Origin of the sequence: Pediococcus inopinatus (genome assembly GCF_002982135.1) — a bacterium.
In the GTDB taxonomy this organism is placed as follows: domain Bacteria; phylum Bacillota; class Bacilli; order Lactobacillales; family Lactobacillaceae; genus Pediococcus; species Pediococcus inopinatus.
The window spans coordinates 2,093,956-2,111,728 of record NZ_CP019981.1 but is presented as its reverse complement, the minus strand read 5'-3'; the positions used below and the strand labels follow the sequence as shown (position 1 = coordinate 2,111,728).

The window sequence follows — 17,773 nt, the reverse complement described above, 5'->3', positions numbered from 1 at the left end:
TCTTCCTACCTATTCTAGCTGGCCGGAGTAGTATTCATCACAACTGTTGCTTTCTCAACTGTTGTTTTGTCAGAATTTTTATCAATTGTAAATTCCTGACTATTTGTAATGATGGCCAACGTAACTGTATCATACCCGGCTTTAGCTACCGCTGTCCAGTCCACTTTTCCAACAATTTGTCCACGTGTTACTACATCTCCCGGTTTGGCGGTTAAATCAAAGCACTGACCCTTTAGATTAACCGTATCAATTCCGATATGGACCAAAACCTCTTCACCAGCATCACTTGTATACCCAATCGCATGACTTGTATCTGCAACAAACATTACTTTACCATTTACTGGTGCGTAAATTGGTGAATCATCATTTGGTTTAACAGCAATGCTCTTTCCCATTGTTTCTTGTGCCATAATTGGATCACTAACTTCATTTACAGGAATTTGTTGTCCCTCAACTGGTGCAGTTACTGTATCAGATGTTCTTGCAGTTGTTTGTGCTACTGTTTGTGCTACTGTTTGTGTTTCGCTTGTGTCTGTATCAGCTTCTGATACTGTTGTGTCTCCTGCTACAGCTGCTGCCTCTGGATCAATCGCATCCTTTGGAATACCAAAGAAGAATGTGGCGATAAAACCACCCAAGTATGCAGCCAGCAGTCCTGCAACATAGCCTAACCATTTACCGTTATTAATTAATGGAATCAAGGCAACTCCTGAAGGGCCAATCGCAATTGCACCGATATTTCCTAATCCACCAATAACGGCACCACCAATACCACCACCAATACAAGCAGTGATAAATGGTTTACCAAGTGGTAACGTTACTCCATAAATTAACGGTTCTCCAATTCCAAGAATTCCAACTGGTAAAGCTCCTTTAATCATATTAGTGAGTTTGTGGTTACGATGACAACGAATCCAAAGTGCAATCGCAGCACCAACTTGACCACCACCAGCCATCGCTAGAATAGGAAGTAATGGTGTCATACCAGTTTTATTAATCATTTCAATATGAATTGGTGTCAAAATTTGGTGAAGTCCAAACATAACCATTGGTAAGAATAATGCACCAAGAACAAAACCAGAGAAAGCACCACCAACGTTTAATACCCATTCAATTGCGCCAACTAGTGAAGTTGAAATAACTCCTGCAACTGGCATAACTAAGAAAATGGTGAAGATTCCGACAATGAATAATGAGACAGTTGGTGTGATAATAATATCAATAGAATCTGGAACCCACTGATGCATTTTCTTTTCAACAAGCGACAAAATCCATACGGCAAAAATAACACCAATAATTCCGCCTTGCCCAGCTGAGAGAGCCGAGCCGTTGAAAATATTATGCAATGGTGCTTCTGGTGTTACACCGCTTAATAGGGTAACCGCACCGATAACACCACCTAGCCCTGGAGTTGCGCCAAATTCGTTTGCGCTATTAATTCCGACATAAATTGCTAGATAGGAGAAAACACCATTTTGAATGACCTTCATAATCATGATGAAGTCACTCCAACTCTTCCCAATATCACCCGCTACAAGCATATTAGAAAGAACGGCTGCAATTCCACCAATTAAACCAGCACCAACAAAGGCTGGAATCAAAGGAATGAAAATATTTGAAATTGATTTTAGCACTCTTTTAATTGGTGTTTGTTTTTGTTTCGCTTTTTGCTCCGCTTTAACTCTAGCTGCCTTAGCCTCAACCATTTCTTTATCAGTCAAATGATCATTTTTACCAGCATCATCAGGGAAAGGTTCCCCCAATTTAACACCAACTTGATCAACCATCACTTGAGCAACTTTGTTTACTGTTCCTGGTCCAACAACTACTTGGAGCGTGTCGTCATCAACCACACCCAAAACACCATCGATCTTTTTAAGGTCTTCCATATCAACCTTATCTTTGTCAATGATGGTCATTCGAACTCGTGTCATACAATGGATTAATTTATCAACGTTACCAGGGCCACCAACATTTTCGTATATTTCTCGAGCAATTCGGTCAATTTTTTCCTCAGCCATTAGTCCTTACCTCCCTTAATTGTGCCACGAACAAACCCATTTGCATTTTTCAAACGTGCCTCTGCTTCATCTTTATCTAAATTCGTTAAAATCATGACAATTGCTAATTTTACATTTTGGTCTGCATCTACAAAGGCTTTCTCCGCGATCTCATAATCACATTCAGTTGCTTGCATAATAATACGTTTAGAACGTTCAACCAGTTTTTTATTTGTCGGTTTTACGTCCACCATCAAATTTTTATAGACTTTACCGATCCCTACCATTGAAACTGTAGAAAGCATATTTAAAACCATTTTCTGTGCCGTTCCCGACTTCAAACGTGTCGACCCTGTTAAAACCTCTGGACCTACCGGAACCTCAATGGCAACCTCGGCATGTCTGCTAATTTCAGCATGATCATTACAAGCTAGACTAATCACTGATGCCCCAATTTTCTTAGCGTAGTCTAAACCACCAATCACATATGGCGTCCTTCCACTAGCTGCAATTCCCACTACAGTATCCTTATCAGATAAATGATGAGTTTTTAAATCATTTTCGCCTAATTCTACCGAATCTTCGGCACCTTCGACAGCTAACGTCATCGCCTGTTCACCACCAGCAATTAATCCTTGTACCATTTCTGGATCAGTTCCAAATGTCGGCACACATTCGGCAGCATCTAAGACTCCCAGCCGTCCACTAGTACCAGCGCCTGTGTAAAACAATCGGCCACCTGCTTGAAAACTAGCCACAATTTTTTCAACTGCTTGAGTAATTTCGGGTAATGCTTTTTTTATGCTTACTGGTACCGTTTGATCTTCAGCATTCATAAGTTCTAAAACTTTATTGGTTGATAATTCATCTAGATTCATAGTTTTGTCGTTCCGTGTTTCAGTAGTTAACTTGCTTAAATCAATCATTTTACTTCCTCCATTGGCATAAATTTAATTGCTGTCTTTTCTCCAATTAACGGTAAAAAAACAACATCGGACTGTGACACTTGCCCAATAACATTTACTTTTGAATCAAGTGGTAATTCCTTTTTACAAATCTGAATTTCGCCTTGATACCGGCCATAATCCTCATTATCTATCGTAATAGTTCCCAATTTTCTTAGTGTTGTCTGGTGTGGTTGCACACTCACACTCATTTTTTGATTTTGTTGCCGTGATTCTACCAATCTCACAACATCTCGTGCTACTTCGGGACGATTATGCCAAATTTGTTTCATAAGTTCAGAATGGCTGGTTTGAACATGAAGCTGAATTTCATTACGCGTAAAGAATGCTTCAAACTGCGCCATCAACTTATTTGATATTAGTGGATCACCTATGAATATTTTTTCAACCTCAAAATTTTTCTTCAATTCATTTGCAGCCACCAGCGAATTCTTATGTCGATGAGCTTCCAAAGTTGGTAGTCCTTGGTAAAGTGGACCTCTAAAATTAATATCTCCTGGGACAAATGCCATGACTGTAAAGTGTTGTTGCTTCAACCACATGTTCTTCTCAGCGAACCAATCAGTATCTAAGCCAGTTTCTGGACGAGGATAATAGTTATGCCAAGCCTCCATGTGATCAAAATTAGCATGCTGAACATTCAATACTTGCACATCAGTTTCACTTATAGTGCTTGCATTCAAGGCTATGGCTAATTGATGACTTAAAATGGCAATTTCTGAATTTGTAAATCCGTCATCCAAACGTAAAGCTGAAATTCCGCATTGTGTTAGCTTTTTCACATCAGTCACAGAACAGCCCAAACTTTTCAATCCTTGGTAATCAATATCAACGGTCAACTCTAGATGCTGTTCCATACAAATTTTTCCAAGTTTCTTTAGACGTTCAACGTACTTTGAAGCATCATCCTCTGGAATATGAACTGATGTAAATACACCGGTAAACCCATGTTGACTCATGGTTCTGATATAACTTTCAGTCTGACTATTAATTTCAGTATCCAAATAAATCGAAAAACCTAGCATAGTATCACTCCCAAATATTCTGTTATCGCTTTCATTGACAAATACAGTATACAATTTGTGAATTTAAATTTCAAGTTTTATTTTGATTTTTCTTTATTTCGTGAAATTAAATTTCTTAAACGACAATAAAAAAAGATCAAATTACACGATCGTATAATTTAATCTTATTAATCTATCCCTTTGTCACTTGATCCACCCGAAACGCCACAATCTCGCGAATGAGTTTTGCCGGTAATGGTTGATCATAGGCGAGTTGAATAGTTCCTTTGGAAGTTTTATATTCCTTTAGTTGATCGGCAAATGCCACAATTGGATCAGCTGTCGGATAAAAACCAAGGTGATCTTTTCCAGCGTCAAAATAAACCACTACTTTACCGTTTTGTTCAATAGCTGGCATATTATAAGAGATTTTTTCACGTGCTTTTGGAGCTGCGTCTGCCAGCAAGTCACGCATAATTTGTGCAACAGTCTTTTGCATCTCTGGTAAATTCGTCATATATTCGGCTATGCTTGCATATTTTTTCATAAACAACCTTACCCTTCAATTGCTGTTTTAAGAGACTTTGCTAGTACCATTTACGTAGTTAAGTTTAACACCCTTTTGGATATTGAAGATGTAAACATTGTAATGAATCTTATTTGAGCCGATTGACTGTGCGCGCATTTCAACACCATTTGCCAACAAATCCGAACTCTTATAAATTGGCTTTACTTCATAACGCACATAACGCCGGGAACTACCCCTCAAATATTTTGCTGTCTCATTTTCATACTTTGTCATTTGCGGGTCATTCAACGAACGTGTTCCTGTAATTAAATTCTTCCAATTATTATTCTGACCAGTCAATTGATACCCAATTAAATGACACCGATTGTATAACCAACCTGACTTAACCCTCTTATTGTGCCAACCAGTTGGGTCCACATATAAAGCCTGCCGTTTACCTTTAGGCATTAGTCGTTTATTCAGCATGGCATTCGCATCAGTCGCTCGGTTCTCGCCATCTAAATTACTATATTTTTGCCAAGCACCCTTTTTGGTAGATAAAGTTGCTTTTGAAAAGCTCGGACGATCTTTATTCACAATCACCGTTTGGGTTCCGTGATACCTAAGTGTGCTGAGTTTGGATGTACTAGCAGCCTTAGCTTTTTTAGCAGGAACCCTTTTTATAACTTTATGAACGACTTTCTTCTTTTTAGCAACAGCTTTTTTCTTATGAACCACTTTTCTTCTAACAACTCGCTTTTTAGCTTTTTTCTTCGGTGCTTTTTCTGTAGCCGATAAGGTCAATCCTCGTCGTTTGGCGGTTGTTAAACTCACCCTATAAACTTTTTTGGCCCGGTTTAAACCTCTATCATGCCGTTTGTAGAAATAATGCTTACCCGTTCTTGTCACATACACATATGTTGCAGCTTGCGCCGTTGCCTGTGTATTACCGGGTAATTGCTGGACATTAAACGCTAGCGTAAATGTCGCAATCACTAAAATAACTAACCTTGAAACTTTCTTCATGTTACTCCCCAACTTTCTACCACCGCGAATGGTAAATAAAAAAATATTTGATTACTTTTTGCGTACAGTAACCCTTTTTATGGTACCGCTATTTTTTGATTAATAAAATAGCGCTGAAAAATCAATGTATTGACTCATTAGTCATTGACTTGCCAGTCACTATAGAATATACTCTGCGTATCAATTAATTAAAGTTGCTTATCTTGTTAATTACCTAAAAATAAGGAGGTCAGCATTATGGCTGATACAGTACTTTCAATTAATCACTTACAAAAAAATTTCGGTAAATTTGCAGCATTAAAAGACATTACGTTTGATGTCCATCCCGGTGAAGTCTTTGGCTTTATTGGCCCCAACGGCGCTGGTAAATCAACGACCATTCGGACACTGTTAGGTATTCTTCGCGCATCTGGTGGCTCAGCAACAATCTTTGGAAAAGACGTTTGGAAAGATTCCGTCAGTATTCACGAACGCTTGGCTTATGTGCCGGGCGATGTGTATTTGTGGCCTAATCTGACTGGTGGCGAAATCATTGACTTATTTCTGAAACTCAACCATCAAACCCACACGGCACATACTGATGAGCTAATTAAACAATTTGAATTTGATCCAACAAAAAAAGCGCGGACTTATTCAAAAGGAAATCGGCAAAAGGTCGCTTTAATTGCGGCATTCTCAACGGATGCTGACTTATACATTTTTGATGAACCTACCTCTGGACTTGATCCACTGAATGAAGAAATTTTTCAAAAAACGTGGTCGCGCTTAAGGAAAACGGCAAAAGCATCCTGCTATCAAGCCACATTTTATCCGAAGTTGAGCGCATGTGTGATCGCATCGGTATCATTCGCGAAGGTCGCATCATTGAAACCGGAACCCTCACGGAAATGCGCCATCTTACCCGCACCATGATCACCGTTCAAACCCGGCAACTTTTACCTGACCTATCAATAACGCCTGGGGTTCATGGATTCAAAACCTTTGAAAACGCTAAAAATAAAGCCAGTTTTACCGTTGATTCAGACAAGCTGGATCAACTCATGCAGACCCTCGCCAAACTTGAAATTGTAAGCCTGCAAAGCACACCACCCACTCTTGAAGATCTCTTTTTGCGTTACTACCAAAAAGATGAGGAAGGTGAACATGATGACCAAAAATGAAACCCAACAAACCGGCTTTCTTACGCGTTTCAACCTCCGTCGAGATTGGTTTTTAATTTGGATCTGGGTACTAATTTTAGGAATGCTCATGACTGCGGTGGCTTTCAAGTTTAACGACTTGTATGGCACACCACAATCGATTGCCACAATCGTGAGCACGTTAAAAACGCCAGCCATGGTTTCACTGTTTGGGGTCTTTGTTGCCAAAGCCCCCTACACAACCGCTGATATCTTTGCGAGTGAAATGCTGGTATTTATGGCTCTCTTTATGGTCGTCATGAACATCTTTTTCGCGGTTCGCAATACTCGCGGTGAAGAAAGTAACGGCATGCTAGAACTGATTCGCTCTCATGCAGTTGGCAAACAGAGCCCTTTATTAGCAGCCACCCTTGAGTTATTTTTGATTAATCTTCTGGTCGGCTTAATTTATTTTGGTGGCCTACAAGTTTCCGGAATGCGTGGGATGAACACCATGGGAAACCTCCTAACTGGTGTTGGCTTGGCAGCCGTTGGGTTCATGTTTGGCAGTGTCGCACTGCTGATGTCTCAAGTAAGCGACAACCCACGTGGTGCCACGATGTTAAGCTACTTAGTTTTAGGTATTGCCTACATTGGACGAATGATCACGGATGTCGAAAACCCCGATTTAACTTGGTGGTCCCCGTTCGGCTGGATTGAAAAACTCTCAATTTATGATAAAAATAATTGGTTGCCTGTTATTTTAATGGTCGTATCAACGCTCATTCTTCTATCAGCCACCTTCTATGCCAGCCGTCATCGCGATGTTGGCTCCGGTTTAATTGCAACTCATGGTGGTCGTAAACGAGCCTCTATCTTTTTAGCCGGCCCATTCAGCCTGGTAATGCGTTTAGATCGTTTAAACTTAATCGTCTGGACTATTGGCACGGTGGTCCTCGGGATCTCTTACGGCTCCATTTTTGGGACCGTGGGTGACGTTTTGAAATCCAACCCCCTAATGGGTAACCTGTTAGGTAAAGATGCCTTAGACGCCGCCGGTCAAACCATTGTGTTGAAGTTTGCGGCATTACTAATGCTCGTGTTTGCCGTCTTGGCTACTGTTCCGAGTGTTCAAACGTTGCTTCGGATTAATGGTGATGAACGTAAGGGCTGGCTCGAACAATTACATGCCAAACGTGTTTCTCGGGCCCGAATTTTTGGTAGCTACGTAGCCGTTTCAGTAATCATCGGCACCTTGGCTTTATTTGCGGCTACCTTGGGAATGTGGCTAGCCAGTGTTACCGTCATGACCAACCCCATTTCATTTGCCAGAATGTTCCGGGGCTTTATTGGCTACTTGCCTGCCCTTTATGTCGTGTTAGGCATTAGCACACTAATTATCGGCTGGGCGCCGCGGCTCCAAACCATCATTTGGGCCATCCCCGTTTACGGATTAATTAGCTTATATTTTGGAAAACTAGTCAACATCCCTGACTGGGCGCAAAAAATCACGCCTTACGGTTGGGTTAACCGAGTTCCAATTAGCACAGTGGATTGGCCCCGATTTTATCTTTATATTGCCTTAGCCATTGGGTTACTATTCATCGGCTTTCTTGGTTATAAACGTCGCGATTTAATTGAAAACTAATTTTGAAAGGAGTCCTTACTTCATGCCAGATAAAAATTTCCAAGTGCCAATGGATCCTGAAAAAGTGACTCGCATTATGCAGACTTCTTTATCAATCTTTGCCAACCGTGGATATCGGGGGGCGAAAACAGATATCATCGCCGAAGAGGCAAAGGTTTCGAAGGGCATTATTTTCCGCTACTATGGTGATAAAGCTCATTTATACATTGCCACTCTGAAGTTTGCGTCCGCCAACCTCACTCAGGTCGTGGATTACAGCGTTTGGCAAGATGCCCAAGACTTAGACGAAATGATCATCAATGCAACTAAATATAAAATTAAATTACAGTTGCAATTTCCCGATGAATTTAAGCTCCTTTTAGACGCCTATGCGGAACTTGGTGACGCCCCCGCAAAACTAAAACACAAGATTGCCGAGTTTTACGCCGGGCAGACAAATGATAATATGGGAAATCTAATTGACCCCATTCTTGAACGCTTACCAATTCGAACGGATATCACCAAAGAGGCCATTCAGCGCCTCATGCTTGGCATCTTTGATCAGGTAGCTTCGGAAACAAAAGCGTTTATGCAGGCTAATCCTGATGCTGACCTAACTGATTTTGATGAGATCATTAATCACGTCCGTCTATACATTGACATTTTGGAAAACGGATTTTTGAAGAAATAAAAATAACAATCAATTTGTGAGCTTGCCTGATGCACAGGCTCACTTTTGATTGTTATTTTTAGTTTTATTAGCCTTCAGTTAACCCCGTTAAGAGTACAATCTAAATGCTTTATTTCTACCAAAAAAATAGTATAATACGAATTGATAAAGTAAAAAAGTGTTACTTTATGATAGTTTTATTTTAAATTTAATTCTCACCATTAACTTTTCAAGCGTAAAGTCTGTAACTATTGATATCTCTGCATCAATTATTGTAATGAATAATGTTACAAAAATATGAATTATTAAAATTAGGTACGTCATTCACCCTTTTTTGTGGTATTATTTTAAGTGCGTCTTAGTTGATGGTAAATGGTATATATTTTGAAGAAAAAATAGTAATTTGGAGGAAACAAACTATGTTTTACTATGATTATGATCAGTTAAATTTTTCACGACAAAAGTTAGATGAAAAAAAAGCTAACTACTTGCTCCGTTTTTCTTTTTTAGAATACAGTTTAATTTTTAATTTCGAAAAACGGGAACCATCTCGTGCCAAACGAGAACTGGCAGCTTTCTTTGAACAACACAGTGACCTGGTTAAAAATGCCAGCCACGAAGACTTGCACCGGAGTTTAGTCAATGTCGTTAGTGATTTCACAATGACTGGTTTGGCTAATCACTTTAACGCAACCAACTTTGTTTAATTACGGGAAGCCTACTTTGATTGGCTGACACCGGAAAAGCCTGAAGACCCCGAAAACTTTCAAAAAGCTCTGGAATTGATTTGTAAAGACTTCTTCGAATTGCAGACTCCCGAAGATGAAATCACAGCTACGGACACTGTTCCTAAGCAAGTTTATCAAATCACCTACTATGTGAATATGCACTTGTATGACAAGATGCAGCCAATTCGCATCGCAGATTATTTGAATCTTTCTTATCAATACGTTTCTCGTTTGTTCACCCACACAATGGGAATGTCGATTCAAAGTTACATTGATAAACAACGAGTTGACGAATCAAAGAAATTGCTTTTGCACACTGACTTGCCATTGAGTGAGATTGCTCGGGTCTTAAATTACTACGATTCAAGTAACTACATTAAACATTTCAAAAAGTTCTCAGAAACAACGCCTAAACAGTATCGTTTGCAGAACCAGCGCGAACGTTTCCGTTTGAAACAAGAAGCAATAGATAAGGCAAACCAACAATATTAAAAAGTGTAAAAGAAGCCACCAAACAAATTTTGTTTGGTGGCTTCTTTACGCTTAAATTGCGATATTTATCTAGTCTTGTTCATGTTTCTTTCGTTTAATTCCAAACAACCCGAAGAATGTCGCCATCAGGCTCATCCCAATAATCGCCAAAGGATTAACTTGGCTGTCCCCAGTTTGTGGTAAGCGTTTTGCCTGAGTCTTGGTTTGGGCAAGTGCTGCTCTGGTTTGTGGTTGAGCAGTTGCGTTAGTACTAAAGCTGGTTTTTTCAACTGAACCATTAGATTTATGTCCAGAAACAGTATTGGTACTCCCGTTATCTCCCGAGTTATCAGGTGTCTTTCCCGGCGTTGTTCCGGTACCATCTCCGCCATTGCCACCACCATTAGGTAGTGAAGTCTTAGACTTGTAGATTAGTGTAACGGTTGCATTTCCAGTAATTGTTCCTGAAAGTAAGCCATCTGCGTTTAAGAAGGTATAACCTGAAATTGTAGGTGCTGTCATATCATAAGCATTTCCTACGTAACCATTCAGTACTTGGTCAGATTTGATCGTGTTTCCATTCTCGTCAACAAACTTGAAGGTTACCTTTGCAGGTGTTTCTGTGGCCACTGTCCCACTCTTATAAACAAGTGTAATTGTTTCATCACCGGTAATCTTACCGTCTAATGGTTCATCTGATGATTCAAACGCATAGCCGTCAATATTAGGTGCTGTTAGGTCGTATGCATTTCCTACAAAACCATTCAGTACTTGGTCAGATTTGATCGTGTTTCCATTCTCATCAACAAACTTAAAGGTTACTTTTGCAGGTGTTTCTTCTGCCACTTCACCATGCTTATAGACTAACGTAATTGTGTTGTCACCAGTAATTTTGCCGTTTAATGGTTCGTCTGATGAGGCAAACACATAACCCGCAATTGTTGGCGCAGTTAGGTCATAGGCATTTCCTACGTAACCGTTCAGCACTTGGTCTGATTTGATTGTGTTCCCATTTTCATCGACAAACTTAAAGGTTACTTTTGCGGGTGTTTCTGTTGCCACTGTCCCATTCTTATAAACCAACGTGATTGTTTCATCGCCGGTAATCTTACCGTTTAGTGGTTCATCTGATGAGGCAAATGCATAGCCGTCAATATTTGGTGCCGTTAGGTCGTATGCATTTCCTACGTAACCATTCAGCACTTGGTCAGATTTGATCGTGTTTCCATTCTCATCGACAAACTTGAAGGTTACTTTTGCGGGTGTTTCTGTTGCCACAGTTCCGTTCTTATAAACAAGTGTAATTGTTTCATCACCGGTAATCTTACCGTTTAACGGTTCGTCTGATGAGGCAAATGCATAGCCATCAATATTAGGTGCCGTTAGATCGTATGCATTTCCTACGTAACCGTTCAGCACTTGATCTGATTTGATTGTGTTTCCATTTTCATCGACAAACTTAAAGGTTACTTTGGCAGGTGTTTCTGTTGCCACAGTTCCGTTCTTATAAACGAGCGTAATTGTTTCATCACCGGTAATCTTGCCATTTAATGGTTCGTCTGATGATGCAAACGCATAGCCGTCAATATCAGGCGCAGTTAGGTCATAAGCATTTCCTACGTAACCATTCAGCACTTGATCAGATTTAATTGTATTTCCGTTCTCGTCAACAAACTTGAAGGTTACTTTGGCAGGTGTTTCTTCTGCCACAGTCCCGTTTTTATAAACGAGCGTGATTGTTTCATTACCGGTAATCGTCCCACTTAATGGTTCATCTGATGATTCAAACGCATAGCCTGGGATATTTGGTGCAGTTAAACTGTACGCATCCCCCACGTTGCCATCCACAATTTGATCGGCCTTAATTTTATTACCTTGTCCATCAATAAATTTAAAGGTTACTTTTGCAGCTACTGGTGTAATTGTAATTGTCCCGGTTGCATCAGCATTTACCGTGTAGTTGTCTCCGGCGGCGGCTTGGACTTTGGCCAAACCTGTTGCAGACAAGCTGTAAGTATAATCACCACTTGCAGTTCCATCTTTGGTAACCATAACAATATCTGAACTGGTTAAATCTACCTTTTGTCCATTAACTGTTGCTGTTAAATTGTTTGCTTCACTGGCTTTAGTTGTTCCATCAAATGAAAAACCACCGGGATTCAACACAACAGAAGTATCAGCTGCTTTAATCGTTAAATTACCATTAACAACTGAAACTATATAATTAGGATTGTCTGCATCCGTCGCAGTCACAGTAATTGGATAAGTACCTTGATTTACATCTCCACTAATATCTGTTAATGAATATTGTAAATCAACGCCTGCTGCAGGTTTATCGCTGATAGTTGCTGAAGTATCACCAGCATATGGTTTGCCATCATAATCCTTTAAAAGTGTTGGTGCCGTAATCGTAACCTTAGCTTTATCAATGGTAATTGTCCCGGTCACACCATCTGAATTAAGAATATAGTTACTACCAACTGCAGATTGAACCTTCTGTAAACCGGTTGCACTCAAACTATACTTATATCCATTCGCATTAGTACCATCATTTGCCACCGTAATATCTTCACTTGTTAAGTCCACAACTTTTCCATCAACTGTTGCTGTAAGACCAGAAGCTTGACTAGCTTTTGTTGTGCCATCATACGTAAAGCTTGTATCATTCAGAGTCACTTTAGCTTTAATTGCTGTAATAGTAATAGTGCCTGTCGCATTTGTTACTGTATAGTTACTACCAACCGCAGCTTGTACTGCCGCTAAACCGGCATCATTAAGCGTATATGTGTAATCGCCAGGCGCCGTATCATCATCAGTTGCCGTAATATCTCCACTAGTTAAATCTACAACTTTAGAATCACCATCGGCAGTGACCACTGTAGCTGTAGCTGTTAAACCAGTAGCATCACTTGCTTTTGTTGTGCCATCATAGTTAATCGAAACGTCATTTAGATCTACTATTGATGTGGCAGGTGTAATCGTAATTTTGGCCGTTGCGTCAGGATTGGTAATGGTTTCTGTTCCGACAATTGCTTGCAGTCGAGCTAATCCATCTGCGCTGAGTTTATACGTATATTCACCTACATTTGCGCTGTCATCAGTTACCGTAATATCTCCACTTGTAAGTTTTAAAGTTTGACGACTTCCATCTGGCATTACTAACACCACACTTAAATCATCTGCACCACTAGCGCTGGTACCATTGTACACAAAGCTATCCTGTCCCAAACTCACGGCCGGTGGTGATGCAATTGTGATCGTTCCGGTCACATCAGTCGCATTAACCACATAATTGTCTCCTACAGCGGTTTGAACCTTTGCCAAACCTGTATCACTCAAAGTATACGAATATTCGCCACCTTTAGTGCTGTCGTTAGCCACTACGATGTCATCGCTTGTTAAACTGACCTCTTTAGTAGTACCATCCTTCAAAGCAACTGTAGCAATTAAGCCTTTATCTTCGCTAGCTTTTGTTACACCATCAAATGCAAAACCATCATTATTCAAGCTCGCCTTAACTTCAGCGGCCGTAATTATGATTGTTCCAGTAGTGTCTGGATTACTTAAAGTATCGGTGCCGGCTACTTCATTAACCTTTGCCAAACCTGTAGCTGATAATTTATACGTATATGAACCAGCATCAGTACCATCCGGTACCGTAAGAACAATATCTGAGTTGTCTAGGCTTACAGTTGTGCTAGTTCCATCTGATAAGGTAACCTTGGCAGTTAATCCACTGGCCTCACTTGCTTTAGTATTCCCGTCATATGGGAAGCTTACTTTACTAAGTTCAACCGTTGATGGGGCAATAATTGTAATTTGCGCTGCGGTCCCGGCTCCAGACACAACTGGCATATATCCATCAGAATAAAGGGCTGTTTCTAGATAACCGGTTTTGTTGGCTTGATCTGCAAAGTTTTCTGTAGTTCCAACAATTGCGATTCGTCCTGTAGTCTGATTGCTGGCAATTGAGTCAAATTCGATAATAATCGATCGCACTGTCGACCAATCCAAAATTTGGTCTGCCGTAACGTAGCCAGATGTACTTGGTTGTCCACTAGTCGGCGGTGTCTGTTGTGATGTTGAATACAAAACTGTTCCACCAGCTGGTACAGTAATTGCGCCTGTCATATCAAAAGTATATTGAGAACCCTGTGAATCCCCAACTGTAGGTAAATTAATTAGTGAAATAACATTGGTTGCTTCTTTTTTACTTGTATTCTGAATAGCATCGTTAAAAATTAAGGTCGAATCTTCGGTGGTAAGTGAAGTTCCATCTTTAACCGCCGTTGTATCTTGATTCCCTTGTGCTGTTGAAGCTTCGTAAACTGATGATACAGAGATAATCTTCCAAGTATCAGTATAGAACGACAGCGCATTGACATCACCATCGGTAAACGACGTATCTGTAACTGGGGTTTTATTTTGTAGAGGGGTCGTTGGTGAAGTAACATACATCGCAAACGAATACTCTCCGGGCATTGCATCCCCGTTATTGGTTAATTCAATAGAAAGTAAATATGTTTCTTGAGTTGTAACCGAAACACCACTCCCTGTGTAGTCAATTTTTACAACTTCCTGGCCATTATCAGCTAGGAATTCGGAAATAACTCCACCTGCTGGTACATTTGTAATGTTTGAAACAGTTGTACCTGATGGAATCACAAAATAATAAATTGGCTCATAAACAGCATTTGCCGTTTGATTAGTATCCCCTGACATAGACAACGAAATAGTTCCAGCAACTTTTCCAGGAACCTGGCTTGTTTGATGCTTATAGCCGGATACTTTAGCTACACCAGTTGTAACTACCGTTTGTGTCACTGTACCAGTTGCATTAGTGAACTCAATTCCTCCAGTTTCAGTTGTCGAACCAAACGCAATTTCGATTGTCGATGTCAAAGTGTCGCCTGCTAAAACAGCGGTCCCATCGTCATAGGTAGCAGATAATTTTCCATAAACCACAATTTTTTGACTACCCTTTTCAAGTATATTTCCACTATTTGCACCAGCTGCTAAAAAGTTCGGTGTTAACACAAGTTTCCGAATTGACGAATTATCCGTTGGTGTAAGGGTAGCACCAGCTGCAATAGTACCTGTTTCAACTGTTCCATCCGCCAATGTCACCGTATATCCGTAAGAAGTTGTCCCGGGCAAGTAGGACGAAGTTGTTGCACCAGCTGCTGGCAATTTGACACTCGTAGCATCAAAACCATCAGGGATTGTAATTATAATTGTTGCGTCTGTTAGGTCAGACGCACTTATAGTTGAAAAAGTAAAACTGTTCAGCGAAGTAGGATCATCAGATGCATCACTATTCAACAATAATTGATTAGGAGTTGTACTACTGTTACCAACCGCTGAAACCTTGGCACTTGTATTTCCATCTTTACCATCATCACCGCTGGCACGAATAGTTTCTGTCCAAGTACCATCGGCCGTTGCTGTTAATTTATCTCCAGCGGCATTAATAATTTGCGTTAGAGTTGCTGGGCCCGAAGCAGTTAACTTTTGGTTACTACTCGTTTGAGTCACATCATAAAAGCCCGCAATTTTGTAGCCTACTCCACCTTGGTAATTTTGATTACCTGATCCCGCAGGAACTGTAATTATAATGTCACCACTTTCACCATTGGGTTGTGTAATGGTTGTTCCGTCGGTAAAAGCATTTAACTGATTAGTCAAAGATGCATTCAGGACAAAACCCGTTGGTACTGGGAGTGTCACCGTGGTTCCTCCATAATTATCTGCTGAATTCACTTGTTTAGAAGGGAAACCATCATCATGAACCCCATTCGCTTCATTAATGGCAAAAGCATAAACATAGTTTGTATCAGGAATTACTGAAGTGACTGTCGTATCGGGATTGGTTCTAGTTGGTGCTGTTGGGTTAGCACTAGGCTTAATTATTTGTGTGAATGTAACCGGCGTTTGAGCAACACCATTAATTGTATAAGTAATCTTTTTAGATGTTGTGCCAATTTCGGTCATCGGTGCAGCAACTGGTCCCCACTCATTGGTATAAGCATTCAAAGTAAACTCAGCGATATGTGCAGCATTGTCACTTACAGTATATGTGATCGTAGTTGAACCATCTGCGTTTTTTTTGATGCTTGTGGTACCCTGACTAGTCGGTAATTCTTCTATATTAGTATCTAGAGAATAAGCCGGTGAATTAGCCGGAATTGTAATAGTGAAGACATCCCCAGCATTACCAGCAAAATTAAAGTCGATCTTAAAATTACCAGTACTGCCATACCCTACTGAATCAGCAGACAGATCTACTGAAGCTGCAGCAGTTGTGACATCCACTGCTTCGGATAGGACTGAAGTATTAGTTAAGTCTGCAGCTGTTGGCGCAATTCTACTAGCACTAGTAGCCGAACTAGCTACACTGCTTTTGGAACTAGCACCGCTACCTTCTGAAGCTGATGCCAAGCTTGTATCATCTGCTGTTTCAGATGAGCCACTAGCACTAGATACCGCAGAACTTGGCGTATCAGACGCCGCACTGCTACTCGAACTTGAACTTGATGTTGAACTGCTCAAAGTCGCTGAAGACGCATTTGAAGAAGTATCGGAGACAGCACTCGACGAGCTTGCGGATTCGGCAGTGGTGGATTTCGCACTTGCTGCTGATGAGGAACTAGCACTACTTGCCACAACTGTGCTCTCACTTTCTGCACTTGAAACATCGGTATCTGCTTGAACTGTATATGATCCAAATGTCACACTTGCTCCAAAAGTGAGTAATGCAATTCCTGCAAAAAGCCATCCTTTGGTAGTCTTATACATTTTGTAATGTTGCTTAATTTCCCCTGTATCATGGATCAATTTTGCACGATGCTTTTTGTTTTGAATTTGCATAGTTAATCATCCTTTCTTCCGTCTATGGTTCGCACCATGAACTATTAATTTATATGTACACAGTTATTATATCACCTTTATAGTAAAACGAGCGCTATCTTTTTCATTCACATGTTCCTAAACTACCATTTTGTAAAAAACCGTTATCTCTCCAAATTCCACATCTAAAAACAAAAAAACGAGGCCAGAATTTCTCTGACCTCGCTTCATTATTGTTTCAAAATTATTTCAAAATTCGATCTAAAATTCCTTGAACCAAATCCTCTCGCAATTGCTCGTAATCCCCATCTAGTAACTCATCTTGATGATTATCAACAACAACTAAGGCCTCAAATAATTGATGCACACGACTCTCGGATAGCCCTGATTTAAGGCGATCATCTTTTTGCCATTGCTTAACTAATTGGGAAACTGTGTGGCACATAAAATCATCTTGCAGATTCGGATTATTTTTAATAAGTCGTTTTAACTTTGGATTCGTGTACCAGTCCTGCAAAATCAAACTATTTTTGACGTCTGCCAATAATTGCGTCATTATTTTAGGAAAAAGTGTGCGAGGATCTTCAGTAAGATCATTGGTTGTCACTATTTCCTGTTTTACGCGCTCATTTTCTGCTGCATAAACCTGAAAGAAAACTTCTTCTTTTGATTCATAAAATCGATAAAAGGTCCCCACTGCAACTCCTGCATGTTGTGTAATTTCAGCAATGTTGGTTCCTTTAAACCCGGACTCTTGAAAATCTTTTTGAGCCGCATCAAAAATTTTCTGTTGCTTTTCCTTCATATCAA

General features: G+C 40.2%; 11 protein-coding genes and 1 pseudogene. 5 read left to right on the top strand and 7 right to left on the bottom strand.

Going from position 1 to position 17,773, the window contains the following annotated elements; all coding sequences use genetic code 11:
- Positions 1-14 precede the first annotated feature (14 nt).
- The 5 genes from PI20285_RS10410 to PI20285_RS10390 form a co-directional block, all read right to left on the bottom strand.
- On the bottom strand, positions 15-2,021 hold the full coding sequence (locus PI20285_RS10410) for a glucose PTS transporter subunit IIA (RefSeq protein ID WP_082623254.1): 2,007 nt from the start codon (positions 2,019-2,021) through the stop codon (positions 15-17).
- The gene (murQ, locus tag PI20285_RS10405; RefSeq protein ID WP_057773136.1) at positions 2,021-2,926 is read right to left on the bottom strand and encodes an N-acetylmuramic acid 6-phosphate etherase; all 906 of its coding nucleotides are present in this window, start codon (positions 2,924-2,926) and stop codon (positions 2,021-2,023) included. The genes PI20285_RS10410 and murQ overlap by 1 nt, the downstream gene beginning before the upstream one ends.
- On the bottom strand, positions 2,923-3,990 hold the full coding sequence (locus tag PI20285_RS10400) for a DUF871 domain-containing protein (RefSeq protein ID WP_057773133.1): 1,068 nt from the start codon (positions 3,988-3,990) through the stop codon (positions 2,923-2,925). The genes murQ and PI20285_RS10400 overlap by 4 nt, the downstream gene beginning before the upstream one ends.
- 172 nt (positions 3,991-4,162) lie before the next feature.
- Positions 4,163-4,516, bottom strand: coding sequence for an iron chaperone (locus tag PI20285_RS10395; protein WP_057773131.1), 354 nt, complete (start codon positions 4,514-4,516; stop codon positions 4,163-4,165).
- A gap of 27 nt (positions 4,517-4,543) precedes the next feature.
- Positions 4,544-5,503 (bottom strand): DNA/RNA non-specific endonuclease, encoded by a 960-nt coding sequence (locus PI20285_RS10390; RefSeq protein WP_057773129.1) that lies wholly within the window; start codon positions 5,501-5,503, stop codon positions 4,544-4,546.
- A 237-nt stretch (positions 5,504-5,740) separates the two neighbouring features.
- Between PI20285_RS10390 and PI20285_RS10385 the strand changes: the two are divergent.
- The 5 genes and pseudogenes from PI20285_RS10385 to PI20285_RS10365 all read left to right on the top strand — a co-directional run bounded on the left by PI20285_RS10385 (position 5,741) and on the right by PI20285_RS10365 (position 10,138).
- A pseudogene (locus tag PI20285_RS10385) lies at positions 5,741-6,663 on the top strand (ABC transporter ATP-binding protein).
- Positions 6,647-8,269 carry an ABC transporter permease gene (locus PI20285_RS10380; protein ID WP_057773128.1) on the top strand — a complete coding sequence of 541 codons (1,623 nt, stop codon included), beginning with the start codon at positions 6,647-6,649 and terminating at the stop codon, positions 8,267-8,269. Before PI20285_RS10385 ends, PI20285_RS10380 begins: the two are co-directional and overlap by 17 nt.
- A gap of 22 nt (positions 8,270-8,291) precedes the next feature.
- Complete coding sequence (locus PI20285_RS10375; RefSeq protein WP_057773126.1) at positions 8,292-8,939, top strand: TetR/AcrR family transcriptional regulator; 648 nt, start codon at positions 8,292-8,294, stop codon at positions 8,937-8,939.
- 398 nt (positions 8,940-9,337) lie between these two features.
- Entirely contained in the window at positions 9,338-9,625 is a 288-nt protein-coding gene (locus PI20285_RS10370) for a hypothetical protein (protein ID WP_057773124.1), read from the top strand.
- A 75-nt stretch (positions 9,626-9,700) separates the two neighbouring features.
- Entirely contained in the window at positions 9,701-10,138 is a 438-nt protein-coding gene (locus PI20285_RS10365) for a helix-turn-helix domain-containing protein (protein ID WP_057773122.1), read from the top strand.
- 69 nt (positions 10,139-10,207) lie between these two features.
- Here the strand turns inward: PI20285_RS10365 and PI20285_RS10360 are convergent, their stop codons facing one another.
- Together PI20285_RS10360 and PI20285_RS10355 are read right to left on the bottom strand one after the other, a co-directional pair.
- Positions 10,208-16,984: a MucBP domain-containing protein gene (locus tag PI20285_RS10360; RefSeq protein ID WP_057773120.1), complete on the bottom strand. Its 6,777-nt coding sequence runs from the start codon at positions 16,982-16,984 to the stop codon at positions 10,208-10,210.
- 223 nt (positions 16,985-17,207) lie between these two features.
- Entirely contained in the window at positions 17,208-17,768 is a 561-nt protein-coding gene (locus tag PI20285_RS10355) for a TetR/AcrR family transcriptional regulator (RefSeq protein ID WP_057773118.1), read from the bottom strand.
- Positions 17,769-17,773 lie beyond the last annotated feature (5 nt).